Here is a 25,899-nt window from a genome sequence, read left to right as displayed (position 1 = left end):
ACAAAACTTCCCAAATATCTTCGGGGCAAGGTGGAATCCCTGACCGGCAGTGACAGTCTGCGAACTGCAAGAGCAGCCGAAACGGTGTAATCCCGTTACCGACGGTAAAAGTCCGGATGAGAGAAGATATGATAAGAATATCCTCCGCATGTGCCAAACCTCGCAGGATTTGTTCTTAATCCAAATCATATCTTAACAGGAGAATCATGGAAAAAAATATTATCCTACAAAAGAAAACATCCGATCAGAAAGTACGTATTCTCACGATGACGGCTGTACTTTCTGCCATTTCCTTTATCCTTGCTTTTTTTGAGTTTCCTGTTCCCTTATCTCCATCGTTTGCACGAATGGATTTATCGGACTTGCCCGCATTGATCGGTGCCTTTGCATACGGTCCTGAAACAGGAATTCTAATTGAATTTGTTAAGAATGTTCTGCAGCTACCAGCTACTTCTACGGGTGGTACCGGCGAACTTGCTAACTTTATCATGGGAGGCAGCTTTGTTTCGGTAGCCGGACTTATCTATAAATTTCACAAAACAAAGAAAACCGCGATAATCGCCTGTCTGATTGCCAGCGTCATCATGGGAATTGTAGCCGCAGCAGTTAATTACTTTATCTTGCTGCCTCTGTTTGAAACATTTATGCCGCTCGAACAGCTGATTGCTTCTTTTCATGAGTTTATGCCTTTTATCAAGACAAAATTTGATGTCGTTATTTTTAATGCGTTCCCATTCAACTTGCTGAAGGGAATCGGTATCAGTGCTTTCACAATGCTGTTTTACACACACCTCTCCCCCTTCTTAAAAGGTTCACAACAATAGGAGGTTACCATGCAAACAAAAAATTATCTAAAATATATTGTAGAGGAAATTCATTCCACTGTATTTGCTACTGTTGATAAGAATGGTCATCCTGTTACCTGTGCCATCGACATCATGGATTATGATGAAAGCGGCCTTTACTTTCTAACCGCAACGGGCAAAAACTTTTATAGGCGGCTAAAAAACAATGAAAATATCGCTTTTACCGCCATGAAGGGAGAAGATACCCTTTCCTGTGTAGCGGTATCAGTACAAGGCAAAGTAAAAGAAATTGGGCCAGACAAAATACCTGAACTGTTCCGTAAAAATCCATACATGGAAAAGATTTATCCGGATGTATGCTCCCGTAGTGTTCTCACCGTTTTCAAAATATATGAGGGCATTGGTGAATGGTTTGATCTTACCAAACTTCCCATCGAACGAAACAGCTTTTCTTTTGGCATAGCTCAGCCAGCGGAAAATGGTTACTTTGTAACAGAGAAATGCATCGGCTGCAAATTATGCTATTCAAAATGTCCCCAAAAGTGTATTGATATTACACAAAAGCCTGTTGTAATAAAACAGGAGCACTGTCTGCACTGCGGAAATTGCTTTGAAATTTGCCCTGCAAGGGCCATTGAACGGAGGTAACCATATGACACAGGAGCAACGGGCGGAGTTTATGATTCGCTATCTGCTGAATGAAAGAAAAGAATATCAAAATATCGCTCTGCCTTTGAGTCTTGCAGGAAAACGTCGGATTTTGCGCAGCTTAATCAATGTCCGCCCCCCTGTTCCGGTCAGCCAGGATTTTTTGAAAATACAGGACGCATATCTGCAAGAGCGCCTTATTGAGAGAGGGGTTACAAAAATAGAAGACCTGACCCCGCTACAACCGAAGATATATCTATGGCAGGGCGATATTACCACCCTTGCCGCCGATGCAATTGTCAATGCGGCAAACAGCCAAATGCTGGGTTGCTTCGTTCCCTGTCACGGCTGCATCGATAACGCCATCCACACCTTTGCTGGTGTACAGCTTCGTTTAGAATGCGCTGATATCATGGCAAAACAAAATGCAGAAGAAACCACAGGTCAGGCAAAAATTACAAAAGCCTATAATCTGCCCTGCCGTTATGTACTGCATACCGTTGGTCCTATTATTGATGGAGCCGTCACCAAGAAAGACGCTGAATTGCTGGCAAACTGCTATCGTTCCTGTCTGGAACTGGCAGCGTCTTATGGTCTGCAAAATATAGCATTTTGTTGTATCTCCACTGGGGAATTTCATTTTCCCAATCAATTGGCAGCGGAGATTGCTATACAGACAATCAAAAACTGGCAAACACAAAATCCAAAACAAATGGATGTGATTTTTAATGTTTTTAAAGACAGTGACTACGAGATCTACCAAAAATTATTGCGATAATTTGTCCCGCCTAAAACAGGAAGTGCTTACTGCAGATGCCATTGTCATCGGTGCTGGTGCAGGGCTTTCCACTTCTGCCGGATTGACTTACACAGGTGAACGTTTCGAACATTATTTTGGAGATTTCATTCAGAAATATGGTTTTCACGATATGTACTCCGGCGGATTTTATCCCTTTGAAACGTTAGAAGAACATTGGGCATATTGGAGCCGATATATCTACATCAACCGCTATCTGGACGCACCAAAACCCGTTTACAATGACCTTTTGAAACTGGTACAGGATAAAGACTATTTTGTCCTGACCACCAATGTAGACCATTGTTTTCAAAAAGCCGGATTTCAAAAACAACAGCTCTTCTATACACAGGGCGACTATGGATTATGGCAGTGTTCCAAACCCTGTCACCAAAAGACCTATGACAATGAATTTGTTGTCAAAAAGATGTTCACTGAACAGAAAAACATGAAAATTCCCAGTGAATTGGTGCCCCACTGTCCTATCTGCGGTGCGCCTATGTCCATGAATCTACGGGCAGATATGACCTTCGTAGAGGATGAGGGCTGGTATACAGCAGCTGCACAGTATGAGAACTTTCTTCACAAACATCAAGGACAACATATCTTGTATCTGGAATTGGGAGTTGGAAACAATACACCCGGTATTATCAAATACCCTTTTCGAAAAATGACCTATCAAAACCCTAAAGCCGTTTACGCATGCATCAACTTATTGGATTCATATTGTCCAAAAGAGATTCAAGAGCAGACAATTTGTATTAGTAGAGATATCGGCATGGTTTTAAACGAGCTATCCCGATGAGTATACAAAAACAATAAGAGGTGGCAGTATACTGCCACCTCTTATTCTTATCACAGAAATCATAAATCCCCATAGGGAAACCAGAAAGCCAAAATTTTCTCTACCTATGATACTGACTATTTCTCTGCCATCTTGATCACTACATTACCTGCATGGTCAACATCTGCAGCAGTACGAATCGCCTTTTCAAGTTCAGACAAAGAAAACTCATGGGTAATAATAGATTCCAAGTTCCACTTTCCACAGCTCATAATTTCCTGTACATCGCGTACATCCTCGGGCATATAGCCGCCGGACCCGATGATACTTTGTTGAGCATAGGTCATCTGCAACAGATTAATGGAACGAGGAGCATTATTGACCGCAACAGAAACAAATCGACTTTCGATTTTACCAAGGTTCAGAAATTCTGTCAGAATAGTTTCCGCACCTGCGGCATCCAACCAACAGTCAATATCAGCTGTTTTCCCGCTCAATGATACTGACGTTCCAAAGTATGATGCCGCATGAGCTTCAAAGCTTTCATTTGCTGTGTTACAGGTTTCAAATCCCAGTCCAGCCGCCAGTTTTAAGCGAAAATCTGAATGATCACACACCATTACTCTGTTCATCCCGAAATGCTTAAAAGCAACAGCAGCTGCAATCCCGATCGTTCCACATCCAAAAACTACTGCATTTTGACCTGAAACATATTGATTTTGCCCCAATGGAATCATCCCGCGCCTTGCTGCCCGGCAGCCAACTGTAAAAGGTTCGATCAAGCTGGCAAGACGATCGGAAATACTCTCATCAACAGCATAAAGTGAGTAATTCCGCTTGGCCTGCGGAATCAGAATATATTCAGAAAAGCCACCAATCGTCCCTGCTCTCCTGGTATCATTTTTGGCATATCTGGGATAAGGGTAGACCCGTTCTCCCACTACAAACTCAGTAACATTCTTCCCTACTTTGACTACACGGGAAACCGTTTCATGTCCAAATTCTCCGCCCACAGTAATCTTGTGGCCTGTATTGGGACCATGGAGGAATACAGCCACATCGGTTCCGCAAATACTGGAGTAGATGTTTTGCACTAAAACATCATCATCACCTATTTCAGGTAAATCGAGTTCCCGGATTTCAAGCGCTTCTTTTCCTAAATAAATTCCAGCATTCATTTACTTTCCTCCTGTTTTCCGCGCCCACACATGACACATTGCTCCATAACAGCACTAATATGACTAATAGAATCTCTGCAGTCATTTTTCAGCCATTCCGAAATAATTGCCATAAGGCCGTGTATATAAAATGCTACCATATATTGCTGATCCTCTTGTGCAATTTGAAAACGTTCCAGAATTGGGACAAAAACATGACTCATCATCCGGCTGTAAGTTTTGTCCAGTTCAAAAGATTTAGAATTTTTTAATGCTGTTCGGAACAAACGTTTGTTTCGCGCGATATATTCGAGATACGGAGTTAGATATTCCGGTGTAACCAGATACAATTCATCCAAAGGACATTCCTGTATCTTGGAAACGAACATCTCTGCACGCAGCTTCATATGTTCCAGAAATTGTTCGTTCATGTACTGTATGCTTTCTGTCATCAAATCTCCGATTGTCTCATAGTGCAGATAGAAGGTGGAACGATTAACACCTGCTGTTTCACAGATTTCCTTTACTGTGATATATTCCATATCCTTTTTTCCCAACAGTTCCAGAAAAGCCTGATCCATTCGAAAAGCAGTGTTAAAATATTTACTTTCGGATTTTTTCATTGCATTCCACCTACTTTTAATTTTTAATGATTCAATTTAATAAGAGTTACTTGGGACTAAGTTATCTGTTCTTCATTTTTTATTCTCCACTTATTTCTTTGGCCAGTTCCATGATCTCGAAAGCGTATTTCTGTTTTCCTTTCGCCAGCATTTTCTTGTAGACGGGATAGTTGATACCCATGCCTGCTAAGCCAATAAGCCCAATAATGACACCAAGTACGAACGAAACTGAGCTGCCGCTTCCGATCACCTTCATGGACAGGCACATACCAACTCCGGCTATCAGTGCGCAGAGAATACCAACAGTATAGGTAAATACTGTCGCCGGTAATTTTGCTTTGGCATCCAGTTTCCGAAGGGCAATGACTTTGGAGTCGTCCTTAGGTGCATATTCGTTTGCAAGGTGTTCTGCATAAATTTTGTCTGTGTTCATAGTTTTTACCTCCTTGATTTGATACTTCTATCTTACCAAAATCAGAAGTATGATGGAACAACACAGACAGTGCCTTGTGTTGAATTAACCCATTGAATATGCATACAAAACTTTCCCATGAATAGATTATATCACAAAAAACAACTTCTTTTTTGCTTTTGACTAAGACCAGCTCAGACTGATTTCCTGACTTATTCGCTGCTTAGATAGCAAACGTTCTTATCCCCCAAAACAGTTATGATAATATAAAGTGTCTGGGGTGATATCTTTTCCGATATTATAAAAAGAGGAGCTTAAAAAGCTCCTCTTTTTTATTATCATTGCTTATTTCTTTATCATATTTGTTTCAAAGGACACCCGGAAAATAAAGGATAACAACCAACAATTTTAAATGGTACTACTCTAAACAGAAAGTTGCTCAATATAGGAGATATCTATATAATCACCTTTTCGATTCGGTGAACACATCTAAACTTCCAAATAAAATCTGACAGAATAACAACTCCCACTATGGGTCAAATCCTCTGCCTTATTCTTTTTCAAAAATCATTCTCAATTCTGTGTTCGGTGTGCCAAGCTGAATCGTTTCCTCTTTCCCGTCAAAGCAGAAACCGTATCTCTCATAGAATCGGATTGCCCTTTCGTTTCCTTTGAGTACCCAAAGTGCAATCCTCTTATACTCCTTGAGCTTTTCAAAGGCTGCGTTCATCAGCTCATAGCCGACCTTTTTTCCGTAGTAATCAGCGAGCACATAGATGCAGAACACCTCGCCGCAATCCGAAAGTGTATCATCATGATATTTTCCATAGCCGACAAAGCCGATCACTTTCTCTCCATCCTTAGCAACCAAAAGGTTTTCCAGCCATTTGTGGGCGATTTCCTTACACTTTTCTTCGCTCATGCTGCTCAGATATTCGGCATCCATCAGCCCTGCATAAGCTTCCTGATAAGACTGATAGTGAACATGGCCTTTTCCGTCCATTTCACTTTCGGTCTGCATCGGTTTGATAATGTAATTACTCATAAAAATCGTCCCTCCTTACAGGTTGTTTATTTTAAGCTAATTGAGAATTACGAAAATGATGTTCCGCAGAATGCATGATACATCCAGCCGGAAAGCAAAAAGTGTATTCTCTGAGTTCTAAGGTTTTTCTCTGGAGTACCCCCACAAGCTGGAAATCCCTTATTTCTTTTTGAATTTTGACACAATCTTATTTACCCATATATCCATGATTATGTCACCAATGGTTCCCAAAGCATCCACTATTAAATCAAACATAAGACAACCTCTCAAATTTGGATTTGTCATCCACTTTATTTAGATAAATTGTACCATAAATTTATCAACAACTCAATCTATATTCGTAAAAATAAGGGAAAGTCCTAAATAAATGCTATCTTATTCTAATTATAAAACTATTTGCTGTAAGGTTCCCTTCCCTATTGACCAAACTTTTGCTCAAAGCAAATCAGGATCTATTCTTCCGTTTCATATACAATATTACCTGTAAAGTACATGGACAGTGACATCTGAATCGACTCTTCTTTATCAGGCAAACGCAGATAACCAATATATTCCACCTGGTTAAATCCATACATTTCATCTACAATCTCAAAGGAATACTCGTTATACTGATCAAGAAAGTCTTTCAGCGACATTTTCTTTCCTCTAAAATCACCATATCTTCCCAAATCGCTTAACAGTAAAATACAGGCAGAATCCTGATCGACCTCTTCAATGGTAATACTACCATTCACTTGTGGATATGGTTCTTTCGCGCGGATATATCCATGCTCAAATCGCAGATAAACAGTATCATTTTCCAAGATAATCTGATTCACAATCATATCATGTAAGCTATACGGTATGTCAACTTGTTGTTTAAATCTTGTTATCATCTTTTAGCAGCTCCTAATTTCTCGATAATCTTTTTTGTATGAATGATACCATAAATTTATCAACAGTTCCATATTCCATTTACCAGTAAAATACATCGGATTTTGACGGAATCAGCTCTCAGCTACTTTCGATTGAGAAAGTAAATCTGCGGAAAATCATTTTGCCTTTGCGTTAAGCGACCTTAAGCACAAAAAAAACAACGGGTTTGAGAAATCAAACCCGTTGTTTCATCAATAAAATATGAATCACAGTTCATTAATGGTTTCGGACACTGCCATATTGCAAATCCTCTTTGCAGGGGCAAGCGGTGCAAGAAGAGCAGTGAACACAAGCAGTATCAGGATTCCTCCAATGGATGCAAAAGGAACCTGCCATGCTGTTCCCCAATAATTGGTAATCATCTGCGAATAGAGAAAATAATGCAGCGGCAAACCCAAACCACAGCCTGCAAACAGTCCAAGTGCTGTGTATGTGGCGGCTTCTGTGGTAATCATCTTCTTAATTTGTAAGCTGTCCATTCCCACTGCCCGCATAGCTCCGTATTGCTTTGTCCTTGCAGACACACTCATCGAAATACTGTTTACCGTATGGATAATGGTAATCAATGTGATCACTGCTAAGAATCCATAAACAAACAAGCAGAACATATAATAGGTATTTTGTGTATCTTTGTTTTGTTCCAGTCTATCATAAAAGTGATATTTTCCATCCGCCAATGTATAAAGCTCCTTGACATCCTGTGCTGTTGCATCTTTGGACAGCTGTACATCCAGAATCGCATAGGCATCTTCACCGGTAATTTCCTCAAACGTTTTCTCAGAACAAATTACCGTTGGTTGATCTGATGTATCAAAGGGACTGTCCTTCAAAACTCCAGCTACCGTAAGTTCTGTTTGTTCCAGTTGAATGGTATCACCTACCTGCAAAGAGTTGCTTTTATCAAAAACTGTTAATACACCGTTGCTTTCACTGACAGCTTCGATATTTCCTGCAACCAAATCTTCTTCTGCCCACTGAAACTGCTGGTTTTCATAGGAAATCAAATCAATTTGTCCCGATTTTCCTTCATATTCTGCTGGAAGACTTTGATACATCCGCCCAAATACCCGCTTTACATATGGGAGACTTTCTACCTCTGCGACAAAGCTTTTTTCAATTTCACACAGATTGTCCGGGCTGCTGTAAAAGACATCCGGTGCCCATGGCTTTAATGGATTGAGTACCATCTGAACCCATTGTACCAAAACAGAAAAACTCAAAATCATAATAATACTCAATGCAAAAGAGCCTGTCATGAGAAACAGATTTTTGTGCGAAGATATCGCATGATGAATTCCCAAGGTTGTTTCAATTTTTAAAAAGCTTCTTTTGATTGGTCGGGATATCTTTCCTCTTTCGGAAAGATTGCCGGTAACTGCTGCAACCGGAGAAACTCCTGCTGCCCGCCTTGCGGGTGAAATGGAAGATAACAGCACGGTCAAAACGCCGACAACAACGCCGCTGAAAATACCTACTAAACTAATCCCAAACAGAGGAATCTGTACAAACTCACTGCCCGCACAAAACCTGAGCAATCCACAAAGAATCCAGGTACCTACAATTCCAATTCCTACACCGATTGGAACCGCTGTTTTACACCAATAGAGCGCTTCCAGTCTGACGATATGCATAATTTGTACCCGACTTGCTCCAATGCAGCGAAGCATTCCAAAAAATTGTGTTCGTTCTGCAGTTCTGCTGTTGAGGCTTCCCGCAATCATAAAGACTCCTGCTGCCAAAACCAGTGCAAACAGGATTGCCGCTACCAGGTACATTCCCATCACATAAGAATCACTGCTGAACCCTGTTAATCCCATCAAAGCTGTATTTTCGGACAAGGTATCATCGGACAAACCATAGGTCTGGCGCAGCTCGGCAATCACTTTGCGAACGTTGACATTCTCATCAAACTGTACAAAGCAAACCGGTTGAAGCTTACTTCCTTCTGCTCTGGCAAGACTTTGAAAAGCGTCCCAGTTCAGTAAAGCACCCACAACATCAGCATTTGTACTGATGGTAACATCTCCCCCAAAGCCAGAAATCGTATAGTTAAAATCTCCAGCTGGTGTGCACAGGGTCACTGCATCCCCAATATTCAGGGAAAGCTGCTCCTTTGCACGGTTGGAAAGCAGGATTTCATCCGATTTTTCAGGGTAATGTCCTTCCGTCAGGTTGTTATAGATTTCTGTCAAAATGGCTTCGTCAGCACCTACGACGACACAGCTCTTTTCATGGATGGTGTAATCTTCAGACAGATCAAAATTGAGTCCATCATAGCGGGAGAAGGCTGCCACATCCGTTCGCTGTGTGATTTGTTCCGTCAGTTGCTCCGATGGTTCCTTTAACATGATATGCCAGTTTCCGTGTTCTTCTATCACCCGCATTTTCTCCATGCGGATCGCCATATCTGCCATGCTGAAAATCATGGTAACCAACAGCACAGAAATGATGATACATAATAGCGTCATCCGATTTTGTCTCTTTCGTACTTTGGCTGAAATGGGAATCAGACTGAGATAACTTTTCATTCTCGGCACCTCCCAAAGTCAGTCAGCACTCCATCAGATACCTGCAAAATACGGTCTGCCGTCTGAGCGATGCTTTTGCTGTGTGTGATCATCACAATCGTTTGCTCATATTTTCTGGATGCTTCTTTGAGCAGCGCAATAACCTCACTGCTGTTCTGGGTATCCAGATTTCCGGTTGGCTCATCTGCCAAAATCAAAGAGGGACGCGTCATCAGGGCACGCCCGATTGCTACACGCTGCTGTTGGCCGCCAGACAACTGGCTTGGCAGATGCTTCCGCCGTTCTGTCAAATTCAGTACATTCAACAACTCTTCCAGATACTTTTGATTTGGCTTTTGATAGTCCAGCAGTACTGGGAAAATGATATTCTGCTCGACGGTCAGTTCTGGAATCAGATTGAAGCTCTGAAAAACAAAACCGATATTCCTGCGTCGAAATACTGTCAGATTGCGATCTTTCATTGCAAAAATATCTTTGCCGTCAACAAACACTTTACCAGATGTGGGGGTGTCCAATGCACCAATCAGATTTAGTAATGTGCTTTTACCAGAACCGGACTCGCCGACAATCGCGACAAATTCTCCTTTCGGAACAGAAAAACTTGCTGCTTTCAGCGCGTGTACGGCAGTTTCTCCTCTTCCGTATGTTTTGGAAAGTTCCTTCACCTCTAACAAGTTCATGAAGCTAAACACCTCTTTCTTTTTTGTTACGGAAAGAGTAACATAACAATCCTACCGTGACATGACACCCAGCCTACAATTTTGTAGGAATCAAAAAATTGATGGTAAAAGTCGTACCCCTGCCCAGATCACTGTCAATCTCAATTGTGCCGCTGTGAGCTTCCACGATTGCCTTTGTCAACGGCAAGCCCAAACCAACGCCCTGTGTATCTTTGGAAAAACGGCTGCGATAAAATCGTTTGAAAACATGAGGAAGATCCTCTGGATGGATTCCACTGCCATTATTTTGAACAACCAGCTGAACAATCGATGCAAATTGTTTCCACTGGATGGAGATTGTATCCCCAGCTTTGGTATGGGCAAAAGCATTTTTGACAAGGTTGCTGACAGCTTCCATCAGCCAAATACGGTCACATAGCAAAGTAACCGTATCGTCGCCGCAAAAGATCAGCTTTTTTTCCTCCTGCTGGGCCTGATAGGTAAAGTTTCTTTGAACACAGTCCATCATTTCGGAAAGATTTTCCATTGTCTTTTCCAGTACGATTGTTCCGGAATCCAGCTTTGCCATTTTCAGGAGATTTTGTACCAATGCTTCCATCCTATCCAGTTCCTGTTCAGAAAGGTCGGTAAACTCTTTGATTTCAGGAAAATCCTTAGACTCTTCCTGAAGAAGTCCGTTATAGATATTCAGTGCAGCAAGGGGTGTTTTTAACTGATGCGAGATGTTGGATATGGTATCTTTCAAAAAGTACTTTGCTCTGCCTTCATTTTCTGCATGAGCATTCAAAATTGCAGCCAGAGAATTGACCTCGTGAAAGAGGCGGTACAGTTCACCCTCTTCATCACAGTCAATTCGGGCATCCTGATTACCGGAAAGATACTCTCGTATCTGCGTTACCGCATTTTCTATGATCTGATCCTGTTTTCTAAAATACAGGTACAAAGCCGCAACAATAAAAACTCCCATCAAAATGGCAGATACCAAAACACACCACACAGAATACTCCCATTGCAGACTGACAGAAACAATAGAAATAGAGGAAAAACCAGCGATAAGCAATGCTATCTGCCAGAAAAGGTGTTTGGTTTTTCGATTTGCCAAAATTCGCATAGCACACCTCATTCTGTTACATTCCACTTATAACCCATCCGGCGGATTGTGACAATCTTTTGCGGATTGCTGGGATCATCCTCGATTTTTGTGCGCAATCTGCGAATATAAACCGTTAAGGTGCTGTTATCGATATAGTTTTCCTCGCAATCCCAAAGCTTACTCAAAATCTGCTCCGCGGAAAGGACAATGTTGGGATTTTCCATAAACAAGCAAAGCAGTTTATATTCATTCGCTGTCAGGTCAATCTGCCTGCTGCCTTTATATACTTCATGTTTTAATCGCTGGACTGTAATTCCGTTTGAGTTAAGCTCCGCATCGGATAGATAAAAGTTTTCACTTCTGCGCAATAACGCATGAACCCTTGACAGGAATACTGCTAATTTAAAAGGTTTTGTGATATAATCGTCACCGCCAATATCAAGCCCCATGATAATATCTGTTTCTTCATCCGCCGCTGTTAGAAAGATAATCGGAACCTTGGAAGTCTGACGAATTTTTCTGCACAAATCGTAACCGGAGCCATCTGGCAGAGACACATCTAAAATGACCAAATCATATTTTCCGTCCATCCACAGCTGCTCTGCTTCCAAGCTTGTTCGGGAAACATCCACCTCATACCCTTGCTTTTTCATGGCAAAAGACAGTCCGTTGATTAAACTAAGATCATCTTCCACAAAGAAAATTCGTTTCATATTTTTCATCATCTCCTACATGAGCATTTCACCTTTTATGGTCCTATTTCCTTATTATAAAAATATAACTTTTTCAATTTTGAGCATGGAATAGTGATAAAATATCACAGCATTTTCCGCTCCTGCTCATATTCTATTGCCCATTGCTCCAACGCCTCTAAAACAGGAACAAATTTTCGTCCAATTTCTGTTAAAGAATACTCTACTCTGGGTGGTACCTCACGGTAGATTTCCCGGTGCACCAAGCCATATTGCTCCAGCATGCGAAGTTCTTTTGTCAGGTTTGCCTCCGTAACCTGAGGCATTTTTCGTTTCAATTGGCTAAAGCGCAGGGTTTCGTGATAAAGGAAATAAATAATAACCATCGACCATTTTCCACGTATTATTTTCTGAACACTTGCTACTGGGCAATTCGTAATATCGATTTCATGAAATTGTTCCACGTTAACACCCCAATACTATTATTTTTGATAGTACCTATTAAAAAATACCGTACTTGATACTATTGATTATACATCATATACTTATTCATGTAAACGCAAGAATGAATGGAGTGATGTTATGAATGTATTGATTTTGGGTGCATCAGGTGGAATTGGAAAATGGGCTGTTGAATATGCCCTTCAAGACGGACATCATGTAACTGCTTATGTTCGTCATCCTGAAAAAGTACAAATAACTAGTGATCATCTGACTCTCACCCAAGGTCAAATAACGGACAAGGAAAAGATAACCAAAGCCTTATCAGGACAAAACGCTGTCATCTGGTGTGTTGGTATTCCTATGAAACGAAAATACCCTGTCATGCAGTCACTGGAAGGACATAAAATCCTGATTCAGGCAATGAAGGAACAGGGTGTAAAAAGATTCATAGACTGGGGAACACCCAGTATCCGTTTTGAACAGGACAAAAAGTCATTAATAACAGTTGCACCTAGCATCCTTGCTGGAATTGCCTTTCCTCAGGCAAAAAAAGAAATGGTAGCAATCGGGCAGCTGCTTCAAACATCGGAGCTAGAGTGGACCCTGATTCGATTTATGGCTCCGAAAGATACCCCGTATACAGGCAAAGTAAAAACAGGATTTGGCGATGTAAAAATGAAATTCAGCATTTCTCGAAAAGATATTGGCGCATTTATGGCTGAACAACTCCATGATGACCGATTTATTCGGTCGATGCCGATTATTGGAAGTTAATATATAAAACTGATTTGCTGTTAAGATTATTATGCGTTATATTGTCATCTCTTCTGATAGATAAACAAAAGGCGACAGCAAAAAAGCTGTCGCCTCTTTATTACCTTTAACAAAAACAGGACCCTCTCAACCTATCCTGTTTTCTTAAGTCTCTATTATTTTTCCGCTATTTTGATAAGTACATTACCTATATAACCAACATTATCAGCATCAATCGGCATTTAATAATTTGTTATCCTCTTTTTTGCTACACCCGGTGCAGTTGGTACAACCAGACCAAAGTTTGTCAGCAGTTTCAATCCAGTTTTTTGCATACGGCGTCGTTTTGTCGCAAAGATGGTCCACACTTTCAGGACTTTGATAATCCGTGCTGGTAGCTCCTGTTGCTTTTACCATTCCTCTTAATGCTTCTGGATTCTCCAACATAGGACAAGGACGAAGCATATTTTGATTAAATGGTTGATTGTTGTGATAAGCCATAAACAATGGACTCTTGAGGGCATCCAGAAGGCTGGTTTCATGAATGTTGCAGTTGGAATAATGGATAAATACGCACGGCTCCACATCACCTTTTGCATTGATATGGAGATAGCGGCGACCACCGGCAATACATCCTCCCACATACTGAGCATCATTTTGGAAATCCATGGAGAAAATTGCTTTTGTTTGACGGAAAGCACGAATACGATGGTATACTTCCTCCCTCTGTTCAGGAGATGGAAGCAGTTCCACAGCCGCATCGTTTCCGACCGGCATGTAATGGAAGAACCAAACAAACAACGCACCACTGTCGATGATATAGTCGAAAAATTTCTCACTTGTAACATCGGCATAATTATGGCTGGTATAACAGGTGGAGATACCGAACGGCAGATGATGTTTTTTCAGCAATTCCATCGCCTTTTGAACCTTCTGGTATGCACCTGTTCCTCGACGAGAATCGTTAGCTTCCTCAAATCCTTCCAGCGAAATTGCTGGAACAAAGTTTTTAACCTTCAGCATTTCCTGGCAAAAATCCTCATCGATCAAAGTGCCGTTGGTAAAAGACAAAAATTCGCAATCCGGATGCATTTGGCAGATCTTGATCAAATCTGCCTTACGTACCAAAGGTTCTCCTCCAGTATAAATGTACATATAAGTTCCCAGTTTTTTACCCTGGCAAATGATAGAATCGATGGTTTCCAGACTCAAGTTAAGCTGATTGCCATATTCAGCGGCCCAGCATCCGGTACAATGCATATTGCACGCAGAGGTTGGATCAAGCAGAATTGCCCAAGGAACGTTGCAGTTTTCTTTTGCACTGGTTTCTTCCTGTGTGGCACTTCCTTTTAAGCTAGCATTAAAGAGGAAGTTCTGGAAGAAAGCTCTACGGACACCGGGATCGAGTTCATATACCCGGAGGATCAACTGATACCAGTTATTCTTTTCATCAATTACTTTGCGAATGGTATCTCTCTGGCTTTGATACCAACCTTCAGGGGTAAATCGATCCACCAGATCCATCAGCTTTGGAATATTCTCCTCTGGGTTTCCTTCGATATAGTTGAGGGCCTGATTCACTGCAAAATTTTGCATACTATCTTTTATTAGATTCATATAATTCATCCTTTCTGTGCCTTGCATTGGCTGTTTGGCAATATTATAGAAAACCATATATAAAAAGTCACGGGACACAAAAGCGTGCCAGTCAAAAAACGTGACACCCCATCCTCTCCGTTACTTTTTGGGACACAAAGCTGTGATTGTCTATTGTTTCAATCGGCGCAACGGTATATGATTTTCTTATCTAAAACCAATATCTCAATATGACTATTCAATTGTCATTGTATCTTCGGAAGGAGATTCAATATGGAAAACAGCATGTCAAAAATCATCATCGAAACAACCGTCCGGCAGACCTTAAAAAGCTTGAAAGAGGACCCCAAAAGAAGCATCCGGAACTTGGTAGATATGGCTTTGCAATTTTCCAAAGGAAGATTCCAAAGCCGTTTTTTTGAGGCTGCCCACACAATGCTGGAGAATGAAAACAGTGCTTACTATGACTTGATCTATAACGCAACAAATCATATTGAAACGGAGCATCTGATCAAATTTGGAATGAACCTTGGCTACAACAGCTTTACTTGGGGTGCACAGCATATCCGTACAAACGAAAACGTATTGGGGTTTAATATTCCTTGGGTTATTTTCTTCCAAATGGATCAACCTGAATGTCTGGAACATTTGAATCAGTATCACGAGGCGATTAAAGAAGGAGAAGAACTCGGTATTTATTCCTGGATGCTTTTTACACAGGCAAATTCATTGAAAATTCTTCCACTGGTGCAGGAACACCCTGACAGTGCATTTTTCCTCTTTTGTGATCCAAAATTTATAACGCCTATCTTCTTGGAAAAGGTCTCACAAATCAAACATCTTATGCTGATACTCCGCTATAATGACGATGCTGATGAAGCGTGTGCTATGCTGAGAGACGCAGGGCTGCCATATTCTGTTTTTTACTCATATTCATCAGAGGACGCAGAATCTATTACCAATGGGGAACTGTTCCGTGATGCGCAGCAGCTTCATCCTATCTTTACTGTCCTGATCCCACAACCAGACTGTCCTGATAAGACGCGTCAGCTGGTTTATCAGGCTTCTGTACAAGCAAGAAACAAACAATATTTCCAGACCTTACCTTGGGAACTCTATGATGACACTCGAAGTTTGGATAAAATTATTTCGGACGATGCTTGTTGTATGTTCATCGATGGTCAGGGAAATGTGCATGGTGCAAATCATACAGACAACGTTTGTGGTAATTTGTTTCAATGCAGCTTGACAAATCTCATGAAAAAAGCAAATCCGAAAAAAAATGTCCAGCATACACTACAATGATATCTCCCCTCTTCTGTCCGGACAAAAAATAAAAACCAACAGCGCACTGTCAAATGATAGCGCGCTGTTGGTTTTTTATAATCGCTTTTTTGTTATTTACTTTGCTTTTTTTATATTGTTTGAAAAACAAAAAACTCTTAAGATATCTTATCTTTTTCCTGTGTCATCTCCCGATAGATGGATGCTGCACCTTTTTCAGTCAATGATTTAATCTTTTCTACAAACTGCTCTGGAGGCAAACAATCTTTTTTCAATAACCACCGTTCTACCGTACACACAATTGCATCGGTAAAAAAATCCAGAGCGAACTCATCAATCGGTTCATTCGCATATAAATAAGCAAGCCGGGCACTTAAAAGCGGTCTGATATATTCTCGGAAATGATCTGCAAAAGAATTTTGCCCTTGGATTTGAAGTGCTTTGCGGTAAAAGGCATGATTCTCATAGAAATAGAAGCATATTTTCTCTATGAATTCCCAATGCTTCTCATAACTGGTTTCTAAGTCTTCATCCCTCACAAGAAAAATAATCTCTGTATCAAAGATCCAGTTTACCAAATCATATTTATCTTTAAAGTGATAATAAAAACTTTTGCGATTCATACCACAACGTTCACAAATATGTGCCACGTTGATTTTTTCAAATGGCAGTTCTGTCATCAGCTCACGAAGAGCCGTCGCCAATGCATGTTTTGTAATATTGGAATCTGCCATAGTTTGCCTCCTTCCAAATTGCAATATTCCCGTATTGTCCAGCAAAGTTATAACCCATAGGGACAAAATCATTTTCCTGTAAAGTCTGTCTCATAAAAAACACAAGGGAGTCCTGTCAAAGCATATCAATTTCATGGATATGCACAATTATCCTGATTGTACTCATCCAGTAATCTCCTATTCCCAATTTTTAGAGTTTTTCTCCCGACAGATAAAAAAATAAGACTTACCTGTCGATACAGATAAGTCTCGTCATTTAAAATAATACCAGGAAATATCCAGGATGTTGGTATTATCACACCGAATAGTGCTGACTACTCCCTTATATTCCTATTATATTCCTTTTTTCTCTCTTTCACAACAAAAATACTCGTTTGATTGTTGGACAATTTTGTTGTTTTGTCCCACGATATGGCATAAAGATTATCGTAATCGTACCGCATCTATAACAAGCCAAAGCAATGTTCTTATACCGGATAGGACAAATTCATCTTCTTGTCTAAAAATGTAACAAACATTCTTTTGAGGGAAAAAGTCCGACGCCTGAAAAGCTTTGCCCCATGACATAATCCAAGACTTGCATTACAATTTTCTTGTCAACAAACAATCAAGGAGGTATTTGTCAATGACATTTTATCATGCTTCACCATCTGAGGTGATACAGGAACTGGAATCTGATCTTACATCCGGTTTGCGTTCGGATCAAGTGCAGAATAGAATTGCTCAATTTGGCGAAAACAAACTGAAGGGAAAGAAAAGAAAAAGTAACTTTCAACGCTTTTTGGCACAATTTAAAGACGTTATGATTCTGATTCTGCTGGCCGCTGCCGCGATTTCCTTTGTCATCGCATGTGTGGAGGGACAGCCAAAAGAATTTTTTGAGCCACTTCTGATTCTGCTCATTGTGGTTCTGAACGCTATCATGGGCGTCATGCAAGAAAGTAAAGCAGAAAAGGCTTTGGATGCACTCAAAAATCTATCTGCACCACATGCAAGAGTAATCCGCGATGGTAAAGAAAGCATCATTGACGCAGCACAGCTAGTTCCCGGCGATATAATTCGACTGGAAGCTGGTGACTTTATCCCTGCTGATGCAAGATTGTTAAAAAGTGTTAGTCTAAAAAGCGAGGAGTCTGCCCTGACAGGCGAATCTGTTCCTTCTGAAAAGGATGCAGAGGCGATTGTTCTGGAAAACGCTCCTTTAGGCGACCGAAGCAACATGGTATTCTCCGGCTGTTCTATCACTTATGGAACTGCTGTTGCTGTTGTAACCGCTACCGGAATGAACACAGAAATGGGCAAGATCGCAAATCTGTTGGACAATGAAGGCGACACCCAGACTCCTTTGCAGAAGAAGTTGGCTCAGTTAGGTAAGTATCTTGGCATTCTGGCACTGGCTGCCTGCGGTATTATTTTTATTGTTGGACTGTCCAGCGGAATTCCTCCTATGGAAATTTTTATGACAGCTGTTTCCCTTGCTGTTTCCGCTATCCCGGAAGGACTGCCTGCGATTGTAACCATCGTTCTTTCCATTGGTGTCCAGCGAATGGTTAAGAAAAATGCTTTGGTTCGACGCCTCCCTGCTGTAGAAACGCTGGGAAGTGCTTCTGTTATCTGTTCTGATAAGACCGGTACTCTGACCCAAAACCGCATGACTTTGGTAAAAGCATATGTCGATGGTGCTCCCTCTATTGAAGAAATCAACACACAAAACTCTGCAGAGGTACGTCAGCTGCTGCAATATGCCAGCCTTTGTTGCGATGGTACAGTCATCTTTCGCGACAATGAGGAACAGCATATAGGAGATCCTACCGAAACAGCCATTGTTTATGCTGCACATAAAAGCGGAATGTCGAAAGAAACATTGAATCAGCAGTATCCTCGCCTTGCTGAACTTCCTTTTGATTCAGATCGAAAACTGATGACAACAGTTAATCAGATAAACGGAAAAAATGTGGTGATCGTCAAAGGTGCTTTCGATATGATGGCTCCTCGCTGCACATCTGGCAACCTGGATGCAGCAAAGGAAATTGTGGAAAAGATGAGCGCCGATGCCCTCCGTGTTCTGGCTATTGCATATAAAGAAATCGACACTGTTCCCCAACACCCCACCTCAGAAGAATTGGAATGTGGCTTGACATTGATGGGATTAGTTGGAATGATCGATCCACCGCGTCCAGAAGCAAAAGCTGCTGTGGAACTCTGCCGCAAAGCAGGAATCAAACCGGTAATGATTACCGGTGACCATGTCGTAACAGCCTCTGCCATTGCCAAGGATCTTGGTATCATGAAATCCGGTGATAAAGCTATCACTGGTGCACAACTGGATGCCATGACGGACACACAGCTGGACCATGAAGTAGAACAGATATCTGTCTATGCTCGTGTTTCCCCAGAAAACAAGATCCGTATCGTCAAAGCATGGCAGCGTAAAGGTCAGGTGGTGTCCATGACGGGTGATGGTGTCAATGATGCTCCTGCCTTAAAAGCTGCAGATATTGGCTGTGCCATGGGAATCACCGGAACAGATGTTGCCAAAGGCGCTGCGGATATGACCTTGACCGATGATAATTTTGCCACAATTGTGGATGCTATCCGGGAAGGACGCGGTATTTATGCTAATATCCGTAAGGTTGTTGGCTTTCTCTTGGGAACCAATATTGGAGAAGTAATCACTGTCTTCACTGCGATGCTTCTCTGGCACAAGACCCCACTGCTTTCTATGCAGCTTTTATGGATCAATCTGGTAACCGATAGCCTGCCTGCAATTGCTCTTGGTATGGAAGCGGTAGAATCAGATGTTATGAATCAAAAACCTCGTCCAAAAGATGAAGGGATCTTTGCACATGGCTTGGGAATTCGAATTGTCCTTCAAGGAATTATGTTCTCTATCCTGACACTGATTGCTTTCGTTATGGGTGAAAATGCTGTTGGACAGGAAGCCGGCGGTCAGACAATGGCCTTTATGGTCCTTGCTCTGTCACAGATCATACAGGCATTTAATATGCGCTCCGAACACTCCCTGTTCCGAATCGGACCATTCAGCAACCACAAATTAAACTGGGCCTGCCTTGTATCCTTCCTGTTGGTGGCGCTGGTTATCTTTACACCAATACGCGTTGCTTTTGGATTAGTTGTCCTGCCATGGAAAACTTATCTGCTCGGACTGTGCCTGTCGCTGATCCCAGTAGTTGTAATGGAATTTTCAAAAGCTTGTGGATTAATCAAGCATCAACATTAAATGCATATATTAGCATCCAGGGGGATTGCCGAATTGGCTATCCCCCCTTTTTTTATGTCTAACACACTGCTCTATGCAAATTTTATTTTTGTTTCTTGCAATAGAATTATCCTTCCAATCTCATGATTACATATATTTTTTCAAACCCCATGTGTATATCTGACTGATTTCTGATGTGATCTCGTCCAAAGTCAATGTCGATTCTTTGTTCAAACTTTTTTGATATAAGCTAACAAAACCGCCTGCAACACATTCCAGAAAAATTAAGAACCCTTCTCTGTCCTTTACCCCAGTGGTTGGCAGATTTTCCATAACTCTTTTGATAAAAACCCGCTTTATTTTTTCGCAAAAAGCAGCAGCATTTTGATTGGCAAGAAGCAGTCTGTTGGTTTCTACACTGTCCTCTACAAAATGCTGAAATTTTCGCAACAACGGAAGAGGGTCAAAAAATTCTCTGTTATGAACAGCCTCATCCAAGCAACGGTTCATTTCTGAAAGAAAATCATCTTCTAATTCTTCAAGAACAGCGTAAATATCCTGATAATGAGCGTAAAATGTATTCCGGCTTAAATCAGCTTTTCCTATAATGTCAACCACTGTGATTTTTGAAATGTCCTTTTCTGCTAATAGTTCAATCATTGCCGAACGAATCATCTTTTTGGAGCGAATGGAGCTTCTATATTCCTTCATATTTTCCCTTTCTTTCTTAGAAACAGTACATTTTTGATACACGTGTATGATTTTATATATTATACTCAAAATTGTACATTGTGAAATAGCTTTAGAACTATTATACTGTGTTTCAGAAGATAAATCAATCATCCAAATGAAGGAGGTACCTTACATTGAGTACAGACATTTTGTTTGAACCCATCCAAATCGGTAACGTCGAACTGAAAAACCGAATTGCCATGTCACCTATGAACATGGGCTACACCGGCCCGATGGGATTTGCATCCGAACAGACCAACGCATGGTATGCAACCCGCGCCAGAGGTGGTTTTGGTCTGATCATCACCGAGTGCATCGTAGCAAATCCATATCCATGGAGAGGAAGCGACAGCCTCAATCCTCTTCTGTGTGATGCTCAGGACAAATACCGACACATCAGCCAGGTTGCCGATGTAGTTCACTCTTACAAAGGAGCTAAGATTTTTGCACAGCTTTCTCCTGGCTGGGGACGTCAGGGTCACCCACAGCCAGGACATAAGAGCATCGCTTCAGGTGCACCTTCCGCTGTGCCGATGGAAATGGATTTCCGTCATATCACCAAGGGCTGGCTGCGCCAGGCAACCCGTCTGGGATTTGGAGGTATTGTCAATAACTTTGGTGGACTGGAAGCTATCCAAAATATGTCGGACGAAGAGTATGACAAACTTCGTCCATATATTCGTGATTTCATGGAAAAGAATGGCGGAGAACTCTACCATGTCGCTTATGGCGAAACTCCAAGAGAACTGACCATCCGCGAAATTGAACAGATTGAAGACTTTATGGTAGAACAGGCAATCGCTTTGTACGGTCTTGGATTCGATGGTATTGAGCTTCATACCCCACACGGTTATTTACTGCATCAATTTTTATCGCCTCGCTCTAATCTGCGTGAAGATATGTATGGCGGCAACACTGAAAACCGCTGCCGTATTGTAACCAATATCATCGAGCGAATCCGCAAAAAAGTCGGTCCAGACAAAGCACTTGGCGTACGTATCTCCGGCAACGAATATATGAATGATGGACTTGACCACGAGGAAGCCTGCAAAGTTGTCAAACTGCTGTCTGAAGCAGGAGCTAACTTTATCAATGTCTCCCAAGGCAGCTATGAAGCTTTCGGAAAAGGCTTTGCTCCAGATGGTGAGAATGAATTTACTCAGTGGGCTCCGGGCTTCAAAAAAGCTTCTGGTGGTCTGCCAATCATCACTCCAGACTTTATCACACCGGAGGTTGCTGCAGAAGCAATTGCCAGCGGCAAGACCGACATCATTTCTCTGGGACGTCAATCGATTGCTGATCCTTACTGGCCTGCAAAAGTAAAAGCAGGCAGAACACAGGACATCGTTAAATGCTGCCGCTGTCAGCAGTGTTATATGAATTTGTTTGAAGGTAAATGGGCACGCTGCACCGTCAACCCAACCGCTGGATTTGAAAAATACTATCCTGAATTGTGGCAAGAAGACGGCTTGATGGATCAGCGTGCAAAACGTTTTATGGAAAAACGTGCAGAACTGCCGCAGATTTAAGGAAAGGAGCAATTCAGAATGAATCATAATGTATGGGAAGACGGGTTCTTCAAAATTGACCCAGAGTGTCATATCATTGGTGATATGGGACCAATCAACCATTTCCCAGGCGTACAGATGTGGTGGAACGCCATTGATGGCATCATGCGTCCAACAATACAGGGTGCCCCATCAGAATACATGAGTACCCTTGAGCCATGGGAATTGCAAAAGAGCACCGATCCGGAGAATATCCTCCGGGCAATGGACAAATATGGCGTGGATGTAGCCTGCATCCTGCCGGAATCCATGATGGATACTACTGGATATTCCAGCCGTTGGTGTACCAATGGGGATGCCTGGAAAGCAGTACAAACCCATCCGGACCGCTTTATCATCAATCCAAACATTTCTCCTATCAAAAAGAGAGGCGTACAAAATGCCATCTGGGAAATGGAATATTGGGTAGATAAAGGCGCAAAGATCTTTAAATATTACTCCCCAGAGGACACCTATATCAATGATCCAGAACTATGGCCTTTCTATAAACGTGCAGAAGAATTAGGTGTCGTTCTTTGCCTGCATGCCGGATTCAGTTGGGTACCACCAGGCAAGAGTAAATACTGCTATCCTACCCAGATTGATGATGTGGCTCGCGACTTTCCTAACCTCAAAATCGTCGCATTCCATATGGGCTATCCTTTCACCGATGCTATGAATATGGTTGCACTGGGACACCCAAATGTCTACCTCTGTCTGAGTTTGTTAGTTCCGTGGGCCATCTCTGCACCATATAAGTTTGCTCATATTCTTGGAGAAGCTATTCGTTTTGTCGGTCCTGACCGTATTATCTGGGGAACCGACAGTGCAGGTTATGGTGCTCAAATCGGTGCTGCATCTATTGGATTGACGGATTTCCAGATTCCAGAGGAGTTGCAGTGGAAATACGGCTATCTCCCTCTTTCTGATGAGGATAAAAGAAAGATCTTCGGCGGAAATTTGGGCAAACTGCTTGGTATTGATACCACCAAGCGTCGTGGCGGCCCTAATGCTGTTACTGACAGTTTAAATAATCATGCAACCAAGATTCCGTTGATTACCCCTAAAACACAAGAAAAGGAGGCATCTCAGATGCCAAAGAATGAATACGATGTTTCCATTTCCACCCCTATGGGCGACATGGACGGAAAAGTTAATCTGAATATCGATGGCAATGCTCTGTCAGGAACCATCTTCTTTATGAAAAATGAAAATGAATTTACAGGCGGCAGCATCGATGAAAATGGAAACATCTCATTTAAGGGAGATTTGAAGACACCGGTTGGAAAGATAGCTTATACCATCGATGGTACATTTGTTGACGGCAAAATTGATGCCGTAGCAAAAACCAAGATGGGTGACCTGGCAATCAAATCCAAATAAGAGCGTTCCTTCTCGCTCTACTGTAGAGGCGCTGCCTATAATTTCATTTCTCGCATAATAGTAGCAATATTTCTGACAGTGTATGACATGCGTATATCGGTTAGTTTCTTGATATTTTGTTTTCTATGATAATAAAAAGGGGCGACAGCTGAATGCTGCCGCCCCTTTTTTCTATTTGTAGAATCGATATAACTGTCAATCATGGGAGTATTCTTTTTTATCGATCCTTTAGTTCCAAATTTTCTGCCATTCTGAATAGTTCCTTCTTTCCAATATTGCCATAAATATTGATTGATATTCTACCTGTATTTAAGTAAATCGATTGTTTTCCTTCTTTCTCACTGTAAAAGCCCTCATTATCCTTTATTATTATTTTTACTGTTTTAGCATTTTCAGTATCTATTCGAGTCTTTATATCGGTTGAATTAACCCATTGAGAAATACAAAAATATTTTGACTCTTTTTCAAAACTAATATATTGTATTTCTTTGTCTGAAATTGTTTCAATAACCTCAAACCCAACCGGAATATACTTAGGAAAATAAAAATATTCCATTGATTCTTCGTGATCCTCTGCAATAATCTGTTTGTATGTTTGGATCGAGGTATAGCGCTCCTCTCTCAAAAAGATTGTTTCATAAAGAGAAAAGCCATTTGCTTCTGCCAGAAAGATCAGACTTCCTGATATCATCACCACTATCAGCAAAATACTCACTGCCCGCCGTATTGTCCAACTTCTTAAAGAACGTTTGATAGCATACATCCGGTAAGCTCGTTTGATTCTCCTCGCAAATCGTTTGGATGGGACATAATCCCCCGTCTTGTGTTCTTCAAAAAGTTTTTCTGATTTTTGAAGTTCTTCCTCTTCAATCTGCCGCAATGCCTCTGCAAGAAAAACATCAAACAGCTGTTCATTCAGTTTTTCTCTGTTCATCCGCTCTTGTCCTTTCTTGTGATAGATTCTCTTATCCTCCATTTCCCTGATGGACAGATTAATAAACCCACAAACTTAAAATCATGTAAAAATGATGTTGTGCTTTTCATTTAGTCTCGTTACCATTATAGTAAGTATAACTGCTTTTCCCACTGATTTACTACGCTTTACCTTTATTTTTAAACTTTTTGTTTCCGAAATCAAAAATAAACGCCGGATATCCAACCCGGCATGAAACACTTTCAAATCTATGAAACAAAAAATGACAGCGGCTTATAAAAGCCACTGTCACATCTGTTTGCCTATATAAATAACTCACACTCTTTTCGGTCCGAACATACTTTTTTAAGTGCCAGGCCAGCCGCAGACAACATAACAGGATTTACCCGACGCGCCTTATGTGGGCATACCGAAACACATCTCATGCAGGAAATGCACGCCTTGTCATCGACTTTTTTAGGATTATCCTTATCGATTGCCTGAACAGGACACTCTTTTGCGCATATGCCGCATTGTGTACATTCTCTGGTCGGTTTTGGAATCATGCCAACTCCTCCCGCATTTTTATAAGGACGGTTGCCTGGGATAGTAGGTTCTTCAGTATCCTCAGCAGAAAGTTTTGTTTGAATCTGTTTTGCAAATTCAGACAGTTGCTGAGCATCTTGTGTATCCGGTCTACCGGCAGCAAACTGTCGTGCGATGGAATGTTCTGCAATTGCAGCTACGGCTGCTGTTACACAAAAACCTGCCTGTTTTGCAACATCCTGTAATTCCACCAATGTATCCTCATAGGCGCGATTTCCATAGACACAAACTAAAACTGCCCGAGCTCCATGACCATCTATCATAGCCAGTCTTTCAGCAGCAACTGCCGGAACACGGCCTGCATAGGACGGAACCGAAATCACTGCAACATCCTCTTTTGTCAGCGCAATGTTGTGAAAATCTGCCTGATTGCTTGTTAGATCAACTAAAACGGTCTCCCCTTCCAGTGTAGAGGTCAAAAGTGATGAAACCTTTTTTGTTCCTCCTGTCGGGCTAAAACAAATCTCATAAATTTTCATATGCAATTCCTCCTTAATCTCCTGACACA

At 41.5% G+C, this 25,899-nt stretch carries 24 protein-coding genes and 1 riboswitch; of the genes, 9 read left to right on the top strand and 15 right to left on the bottom strand.

All coding sequences use genetic code 11. The features are described from left to right. Positions 1 to 12: 12 nt before the first annotated feature. Positions 13 to 132, top strand: a riboswitch (FMN riboswitch). Positions 133 to 206: 74 nt separating this feature from the next. From BQ5375_RS08985 to BQ5375_RS08970, 4 genes are read left to right on the top strand one after another with little or no spacing between them, the layout of a single operon-like run. Next, positions 207 to 824 carry an ECF transporter S component gene (locus BQ5375_RS08985; RefSeq protein WP_022132809.1) on the top strand — a complete coding sequence of 206 codons (618 nt, stop codon included), beginning with the start codon at positions 207 to 209 and terminating at the stop codon, positions 822 to 824. A 9-nt stretch (positions 825 to 833) separates the two neighbouring features. After that, a complete protein-coding gene (locus tag BQ5375_RS08980; RefSeq protein WP_022132808.1) occupies positions 834 to 1,454 on the top strand; it encodes a 4Fe-4S binding protein in 621 nt (206 codons plus the stop codon). Positions 1,455 to 1,458: 4 nt separating this feature from the next. Beyond that, entirely contained in the window at positions 1,459 to 2,232 is a 774-nt protein-coding gene (locus BQ5375_RS08975) for a protein-ADP-ribose hydrolase (RefSeq protein ID WP_076917743.1), read from the top strand. Then, positions 2,183 to 3,055, top strand: a complete 873-nt coding sequence (locus tag BQ5375_RS08970) for an SIR2 family NAD-dependent protein deacylase (RefSeq protein ID WP_022132806.1) — start codon at positions 2,183 to 2,185, stop codon at positions 3,053 to 3,055. The genes BQ5375_RS08975 and BQ5375_RS08970 overlap by 50 nt, the downstream gene beginning before the upstream one ends. Before the next feature lie 116 nt (positions 3,056 to 3,171). Here BQ5375_RS08970 and BQ5375_RS08965 read toward each other — a convergent pair whose 3' ends face one another. The 10 genes from BQ5375_RS08965 to BQ5375_RS08920 form a co-directional block, all read right to left on the bottom strand. Further along, positions 3,172 to 4,212 (bottom strand): zinc-dependent alcohol dehydrogenase, encoded by a 1,041-nt coding sequence (locus BQ5375_RS08965; protein WP_022132805.1) that lies wholly within the window; start codon positions 4,210 to 4,212, stop codon positions 3,172 to 3,174. Continuing rightward, positions 4,209 to 4,814 carry a TetR/AcrR family transcriptional regulator gene (locus BQ5375_RS08960; RefSeq protein WP_022132804.1) on the bottom strand — a complete coding sequence of 202 codons (606 nt, stop codon included), beginning with the start codon at positions 4,812 to 4,814 and terminating at the stop codon, positions 4,209 to 4,211. Before BQ5375_RS08960 ends, BQ5375_RS08965 begins: the two co-directional genes overlap by 4 nt. 79 nt (positions 4,815 to 4,893) lie before the next feature. Then, positions 4,894 to 5,247 (bottom strand): hypothetical protein, encoded by a 354-nt coding sequence (locus BQ5375_RS08955; RefSeq protein WP_022132803.1) that lies wholly within the window; start codon positions 5,245 to 5,247, stop codon positions 4,894 to 4,896. Positions 5,248 to 5,776: 529 nt separating this feature from the next. After that, positions 5,777 to 6,271 carry a GNAT family N-acetyltransferase gene (locus BQ5375_RS08950; protein WP_076917742.1) on the bottom strand — a complete coding sequence of 165 codons (495 nt, stop codon included), beginning with the start codon at positions 6,269 to 6,271 and terminating at the stop codon, positions 5,777 to 5,779. Between the two features lie 452 nt (positions 6,272 to 6,723). Continuing rightward, positions 6,724 to 7,095: a hypothetical protein gene (locus tag BQ5375_RS08945; protein WP_235850008.1), complete on the bottom strand. Its 372-nt coding sequence runs from the start codon at positions 7,093 to 7,095 to the stop codon at positions 6,724 to 6,726. A 297-nt stretch (positions 7,096 to 7,392) separates the two neighbouring features. Continuing rightward, positions 7,393 to 9,714: an ABC transporter permease gene (locus BQ5375_RS08940; RefSeq protein ID WP_076917740.1), complete on the bottom strand. Its 2,322-nt coding sequence runs from the start codon at positions 9,712 to 9,714 to the stop codon at positions 7,393 to 7,395. Then, positions 9,711 to 10,394 (bottom strand): ABC transporter ATP-binding protein, encoded by a 684-nt coding sequence (locus BQ5375_RS08935; protein ID WP_022132798.1) that lies wholly within the window; start codon positions 10,392 to 10,394, stop codon positions 9,711 to 9,713. Before BQ5375_RS08935 ends, BQ5375_RS08940 begins: the two co-directional genes overlap by 4 nt. Before the next feature lie 73 nt (positions 10,395 to 10,467). Beyond that, positions 10,468 to 11,505, bottom strand: a complete 1,038-nt coding sequence (locus BQ5375_RS08930) for a sensor histidine kinase (protein ID WP_022132797.1) — start codon at positions 11,503 to 11,505, stop codon at positions 10,468 to 10,470. A gap of 8 nt (positions 11,506 to 11,513) precedes the next feature. Continuing rightward, a complete protein-coding gene (locus BQ5375_RS08925; RefSeq protein ID WP_022132796.1) occupies positions 11,514 to 12,200 on the bottom strand; it encodes a response regulator transcription factor in 687 nt (228 codons plus the stop codon). 104 nt (positions 12,201 to 12,304) lie between these two features. Next, complete coding sequence (locus BQ5375_RS08920; protein WP_076917739.1) at positions 12,305 to 12,643, bottom strand: winged helix-turn-helix transcriptional regulator; 339 nt, start codon at positions 12,641 to 12,643, stop codon at positions 12,305 to 12,307. 118 nt (positions 12,644 to 12,761) lie between these two features. Here BQ5375_RS08920 and BQ5375_RS08915 point away from each other — a divergent pair, with 118 nt between their 5' ends. Next, positions 12,762 to 13,397: an NAD(P)-dependent oxidoreductase gene (locus BQ5375_RS08915; RefSeq protein WP_022132794.1), complete on the top strand. Its 636-nt coding sequence runs from the start codon at positions 12,762 to 12,764 to the stop codon at positions 13,395 to 13,397. 210 nt (positions 13,398 to 13,607) lie between these two features. Here BQ5375_RS08915 and BQ5375_RS08910 read toward each other — a convergent pair whose 3' ends face one another. Next, a complete protein-coding gene (locus BQ5375_RS08910; RefSeq protein WP_076918127.1) occupies positions 13,608 to 15,002 on the bottom strand; it encodes a radical SAM/SPASM domain-containing protein in 1,395 nt (464 codons plus the stop codon). A 345-nt stretch (positions 15,003 to 15,347) separates the two neighbouring features. On the opposite strand from BQ5375_RS08910, the gene BQ5375_RS08905 reads away from it, so the two are divergent. Continuing rightward, entirely contained in the window at positions 15,348 to 16,277 is a 930-nt protein-coding gene (locus tag BQ5375_RS08905; RefSeq protein ID WP_235850007.1) for a hypothetical protein, read from the top strand. 137 nt (positions 16,278 to 16,414) lie between these two features. On the opposite strand, the gene BQ5375_RS08900 is transcribed toward BQ5375_RS08905, so the two are convergent. Next, a complete protein-coding gene (locus tag BQ5375_RS08900; protein ID WP_022133125.1) occupies positions 16,415 to 16,990 on the bottom strand; it encodes a TetR/AcrR family transcriptional regulator C-terminal domain-containing protein in 576 nt (191 codons plus the stop codon). Between the two features lie 625 nt (positions 16,991 to 17,615). Here BQ5375_RS08900 and BQ5375_RS08895 point away from each other — a divergent pair. Continuing rightward, positions 17,616 to 20,231 carry a calcium-translocating P-type ATPase, PMCA-type gene (locus BQ5375_RS08895; RefSeq protein ID WP_076917738.1) on the top strand — a complete coding sequence of 872 codons (2,616 nt, stop codon included), beginning with the start codon at positions 17,616 to 17,618 and terminating at the stop codon, positions 20,229 to 20,231. Positions 20,232 to 20,357: 126 nt separating this feature from the next. On the opposite strand, the gene BQ5375_RS08890 is transcribed toward BQ5375_RS08895, so the two are convergent. Next, positions 20,358 to 20,921 carry a TetR/AcrR family transcriptional regulator gene (locus tag BQ5375_RS08890; RefSeq protein WP_076917737.1) on the bottom strand — a complete coding sequence of 188 codons (564 nt, stop codon included), beginning with the start codon at positions 20,919 to 20,921 and terminating at the stop codon, positions 20,358 to 20,360. 155 nt (positions 20,922 to 21,076) lie between these two features. On the opposite strand from BQ5375_RS08890, the gene BQ5375_RS08885 reads away from it, so the two are divergent. Then, positions 21,077 to 22,471: an oxidoreductase gene (locus BQ5375_RS08885; protein WP_076917736.1), complete on the top strand. Its 1,395-nt coding sequence runs from the start codon at positions 21,077 to 21,079 to the stop codon at positions 22,469 to 22,471. A gap of 18 nt (positions 22,472 to 22,489) precedes the next feature. Beyond that, positions 22,490 to 23,872 (top strand): amidohydrolase family protein, encoded by a 1,383-nt coding sequence (locus BQ5375_RS08880; RefSeq protein WP_022132250.1) that lies wholly within the window; start codon positions 22,490 to 22,492, stop codon positions 23,870 to 23,872. 217 nt (positions 23,873 to 24,089) lie between these two features. On the opposite strand, the gene BQ5375_RS08875 is transcribed toward BQ5375_RS08880, so the two are convergent. Next, the gene (locus BQ5375_RS08875; protein WP_022132249.1) at positions 24,090 to 24,806 is read right to left on the bottom strand and encodes a DUF4367 domain-containing protein; all 717 of its coding nucleotides are present in this window, start codon (positions 24,804 to 24,806) and stop codon (positions 24,090 to 24,092) included. Between the two features lie 302 nt (positions 24,807 to 25,108). After that, complete coding sequence (locus BQ5375_RS08870; protein ID WP_022132248.1) at positions 25,109 to 25,870, bottom strand: 4Fe-4S binding protein; 762 nt, start codon at positions 25,868 to 25,870, stop codon at positions 25,109 to 25,111. Positions 25,871 to 25,899 lie beyond the last annotated feature (29 nt).

The organism is Negativibacillus massiliensis (genome assembly GCF_900148495.1).
Lineage (GTDB): Bacteria > Bacillota > Clostridia > Oscillospirales > Ruminococcaceae > Negativibacillus > Negativibacillus massiliensis.
This window is presented reverse-complemented; position numbering and strand designations above follow the sequence as displayed.

Bases quoted from the DNA above. Each gene is read 5' to 3' on its own strand.
- BQ5375_RS08975 (WP_076917743.1), top strand. From the start codon at position 1,459: ATGACACAGGAGCAACGGGCGGAGTTTATGATTCGCTATCTGCTGAAT.
- BQ5375_RS08880 (WP_022132250.1), top strand. From the start codon at position 22,490: ATGAATCATAATGTATGGGAAGACGGGTTCTTCAAAATTGACCCAGAG.
- BQ5375_RS08950 (WP_076917742.1), bottom strand. From the start codon at position 6,271: ATGAGTAATTACATTATCAAACCGATGCAGACCGAAAGTGAAATGGAC.
- BQ5375_RS08955 (WP_022132803.1), bottom strand. From the start codon at position 5,247: ATGAACACAGACAAAATTTATGCAGAACACCTTGCAAACGAATATGCA.
- BQ5375_RS08980 (WP_022132808.1), top strand. From the start codon at position 834: ATGCAAACAAAAAATTATCTAAAATATATTGTAGAGGAAATTCATTCC.
- BQ5375_RS08900 (WP_022133125.1), bottom strand. From the start codon at position 16,990: ATGGCAGATTCCAATATTACAAAACATGCATTGGCGACGGCTCTTCGT.
- BQ5375_RS08935 (WP_022132798.1), bottom strand. From the start codon at position 10,394: ATGAACTTGTTAGAGGTGAAGGAACTTTCCAAAACATACGGAAGAGGA.
- BQ5375_RS08875 (WP_022132249.1), bottom strand. From the start codon at position 24,806: ATGAACAGAGAAAAACTGAATGAACAGCTGTTTGATGTTTTTCTTGCA.
- BQ5375_RS08910 (WP_076918127.1), bottom strand. From the start codon at position 15,002: ATGAATTATATGAATCTAATAAAAGATAGTATGCAAAATTTTGCAGTG.
- BQ5375_RS08965 (WP_022132805.1), bottom strand. From the start codon at position 4,212: ATGAATGCTGGAATTTATTTAGGAAAAGAAGCGCTTGAAATCCGGGAA.
- BQ5375_RS08890 (WP_076917737.1), bottom strand. From the start codon at position 20,921: ATGAAGGAATATAGAAGCTCCATTCGCTCCAAAAAGATGATTCGTTCG.
- BQ5375_RS08940 (WP_076917740.1), bottom strand. From the start codon at position 9,714: ATGAAAAGTTATCTCAGTCTGATTCCCATTTCAGCCAAAGTACGAAAG.
- BQ5375_RS08870 (WP_022132248.1), bottom strand. From the start codon at position 25,870: ATGAAAATTTATGAGATTTGTTTTAGCCCGACAGGAGGAACAAAAAAG.
- BQ5375_RS08905 (WP_235850007.1), top strand. From the start codon at position 15,348: ATGGCTTTGCAATTTTCCAAAGGAAGATTCCAAAGCCGTTTTTTTGAG.
- BQ5375_RS08960 (WP_022132804.1), bottom strand. From the start codon at position 4,814: ATGAAAAAATCCGAAAGTAAATATTTTAACACTGCTTTTCGAATGGAT.
- BQ5375_RS08970 (WP_022132806.1), top strand. From the start codon at position 2,183: ATGTTTTTAAAGACAGTGACTACGAGATCTACCAAAAATTATTGCGAT.
- BQ5375_RS08895 (WP_076917738.1), top strand. From the start codon at position 17,616: ATGACATTTTATCATGCTTCACCATCTGAGGTGATACAGGAACTGGAA.
- BQ5375_RS08985 (WP_022132809.1), top strand. From the start codon at position 207: ATGGAAAAAAATATTATCCTACAAAAGAAAACATCCGATCAGAAAGTA.
- BQ5375_RS08915 (WP_022132794.1), top strand. From the start codon at position 12,762: ATGAATGTATTGATTTTGGGTGCATCAGGTGGAATTGGAAAATGGGCT.
- BQ5375_RS08945 (WP_235850008.1), bottom strand. From the start codon at position 7,095: ATGATTGTGAATCAGATTATCTTGGAAAATGATACTGTTTATCTGCGA.
- BQ5375_RS08930 (WP_022132797.1), bottom strand. From the start codon at position 11,505: ATGCGAATTTTGGCAAATCGAAAAACCAAACACCTTTTCTGGCAGATA.
- BQ5375_RS08925 (WP_022132796.1), bottom strand. From the start codon at position 12,200: ATGAAACGAATTTTCTTTGTGGAAGATGATCTTAGTTTAATCAACGGA.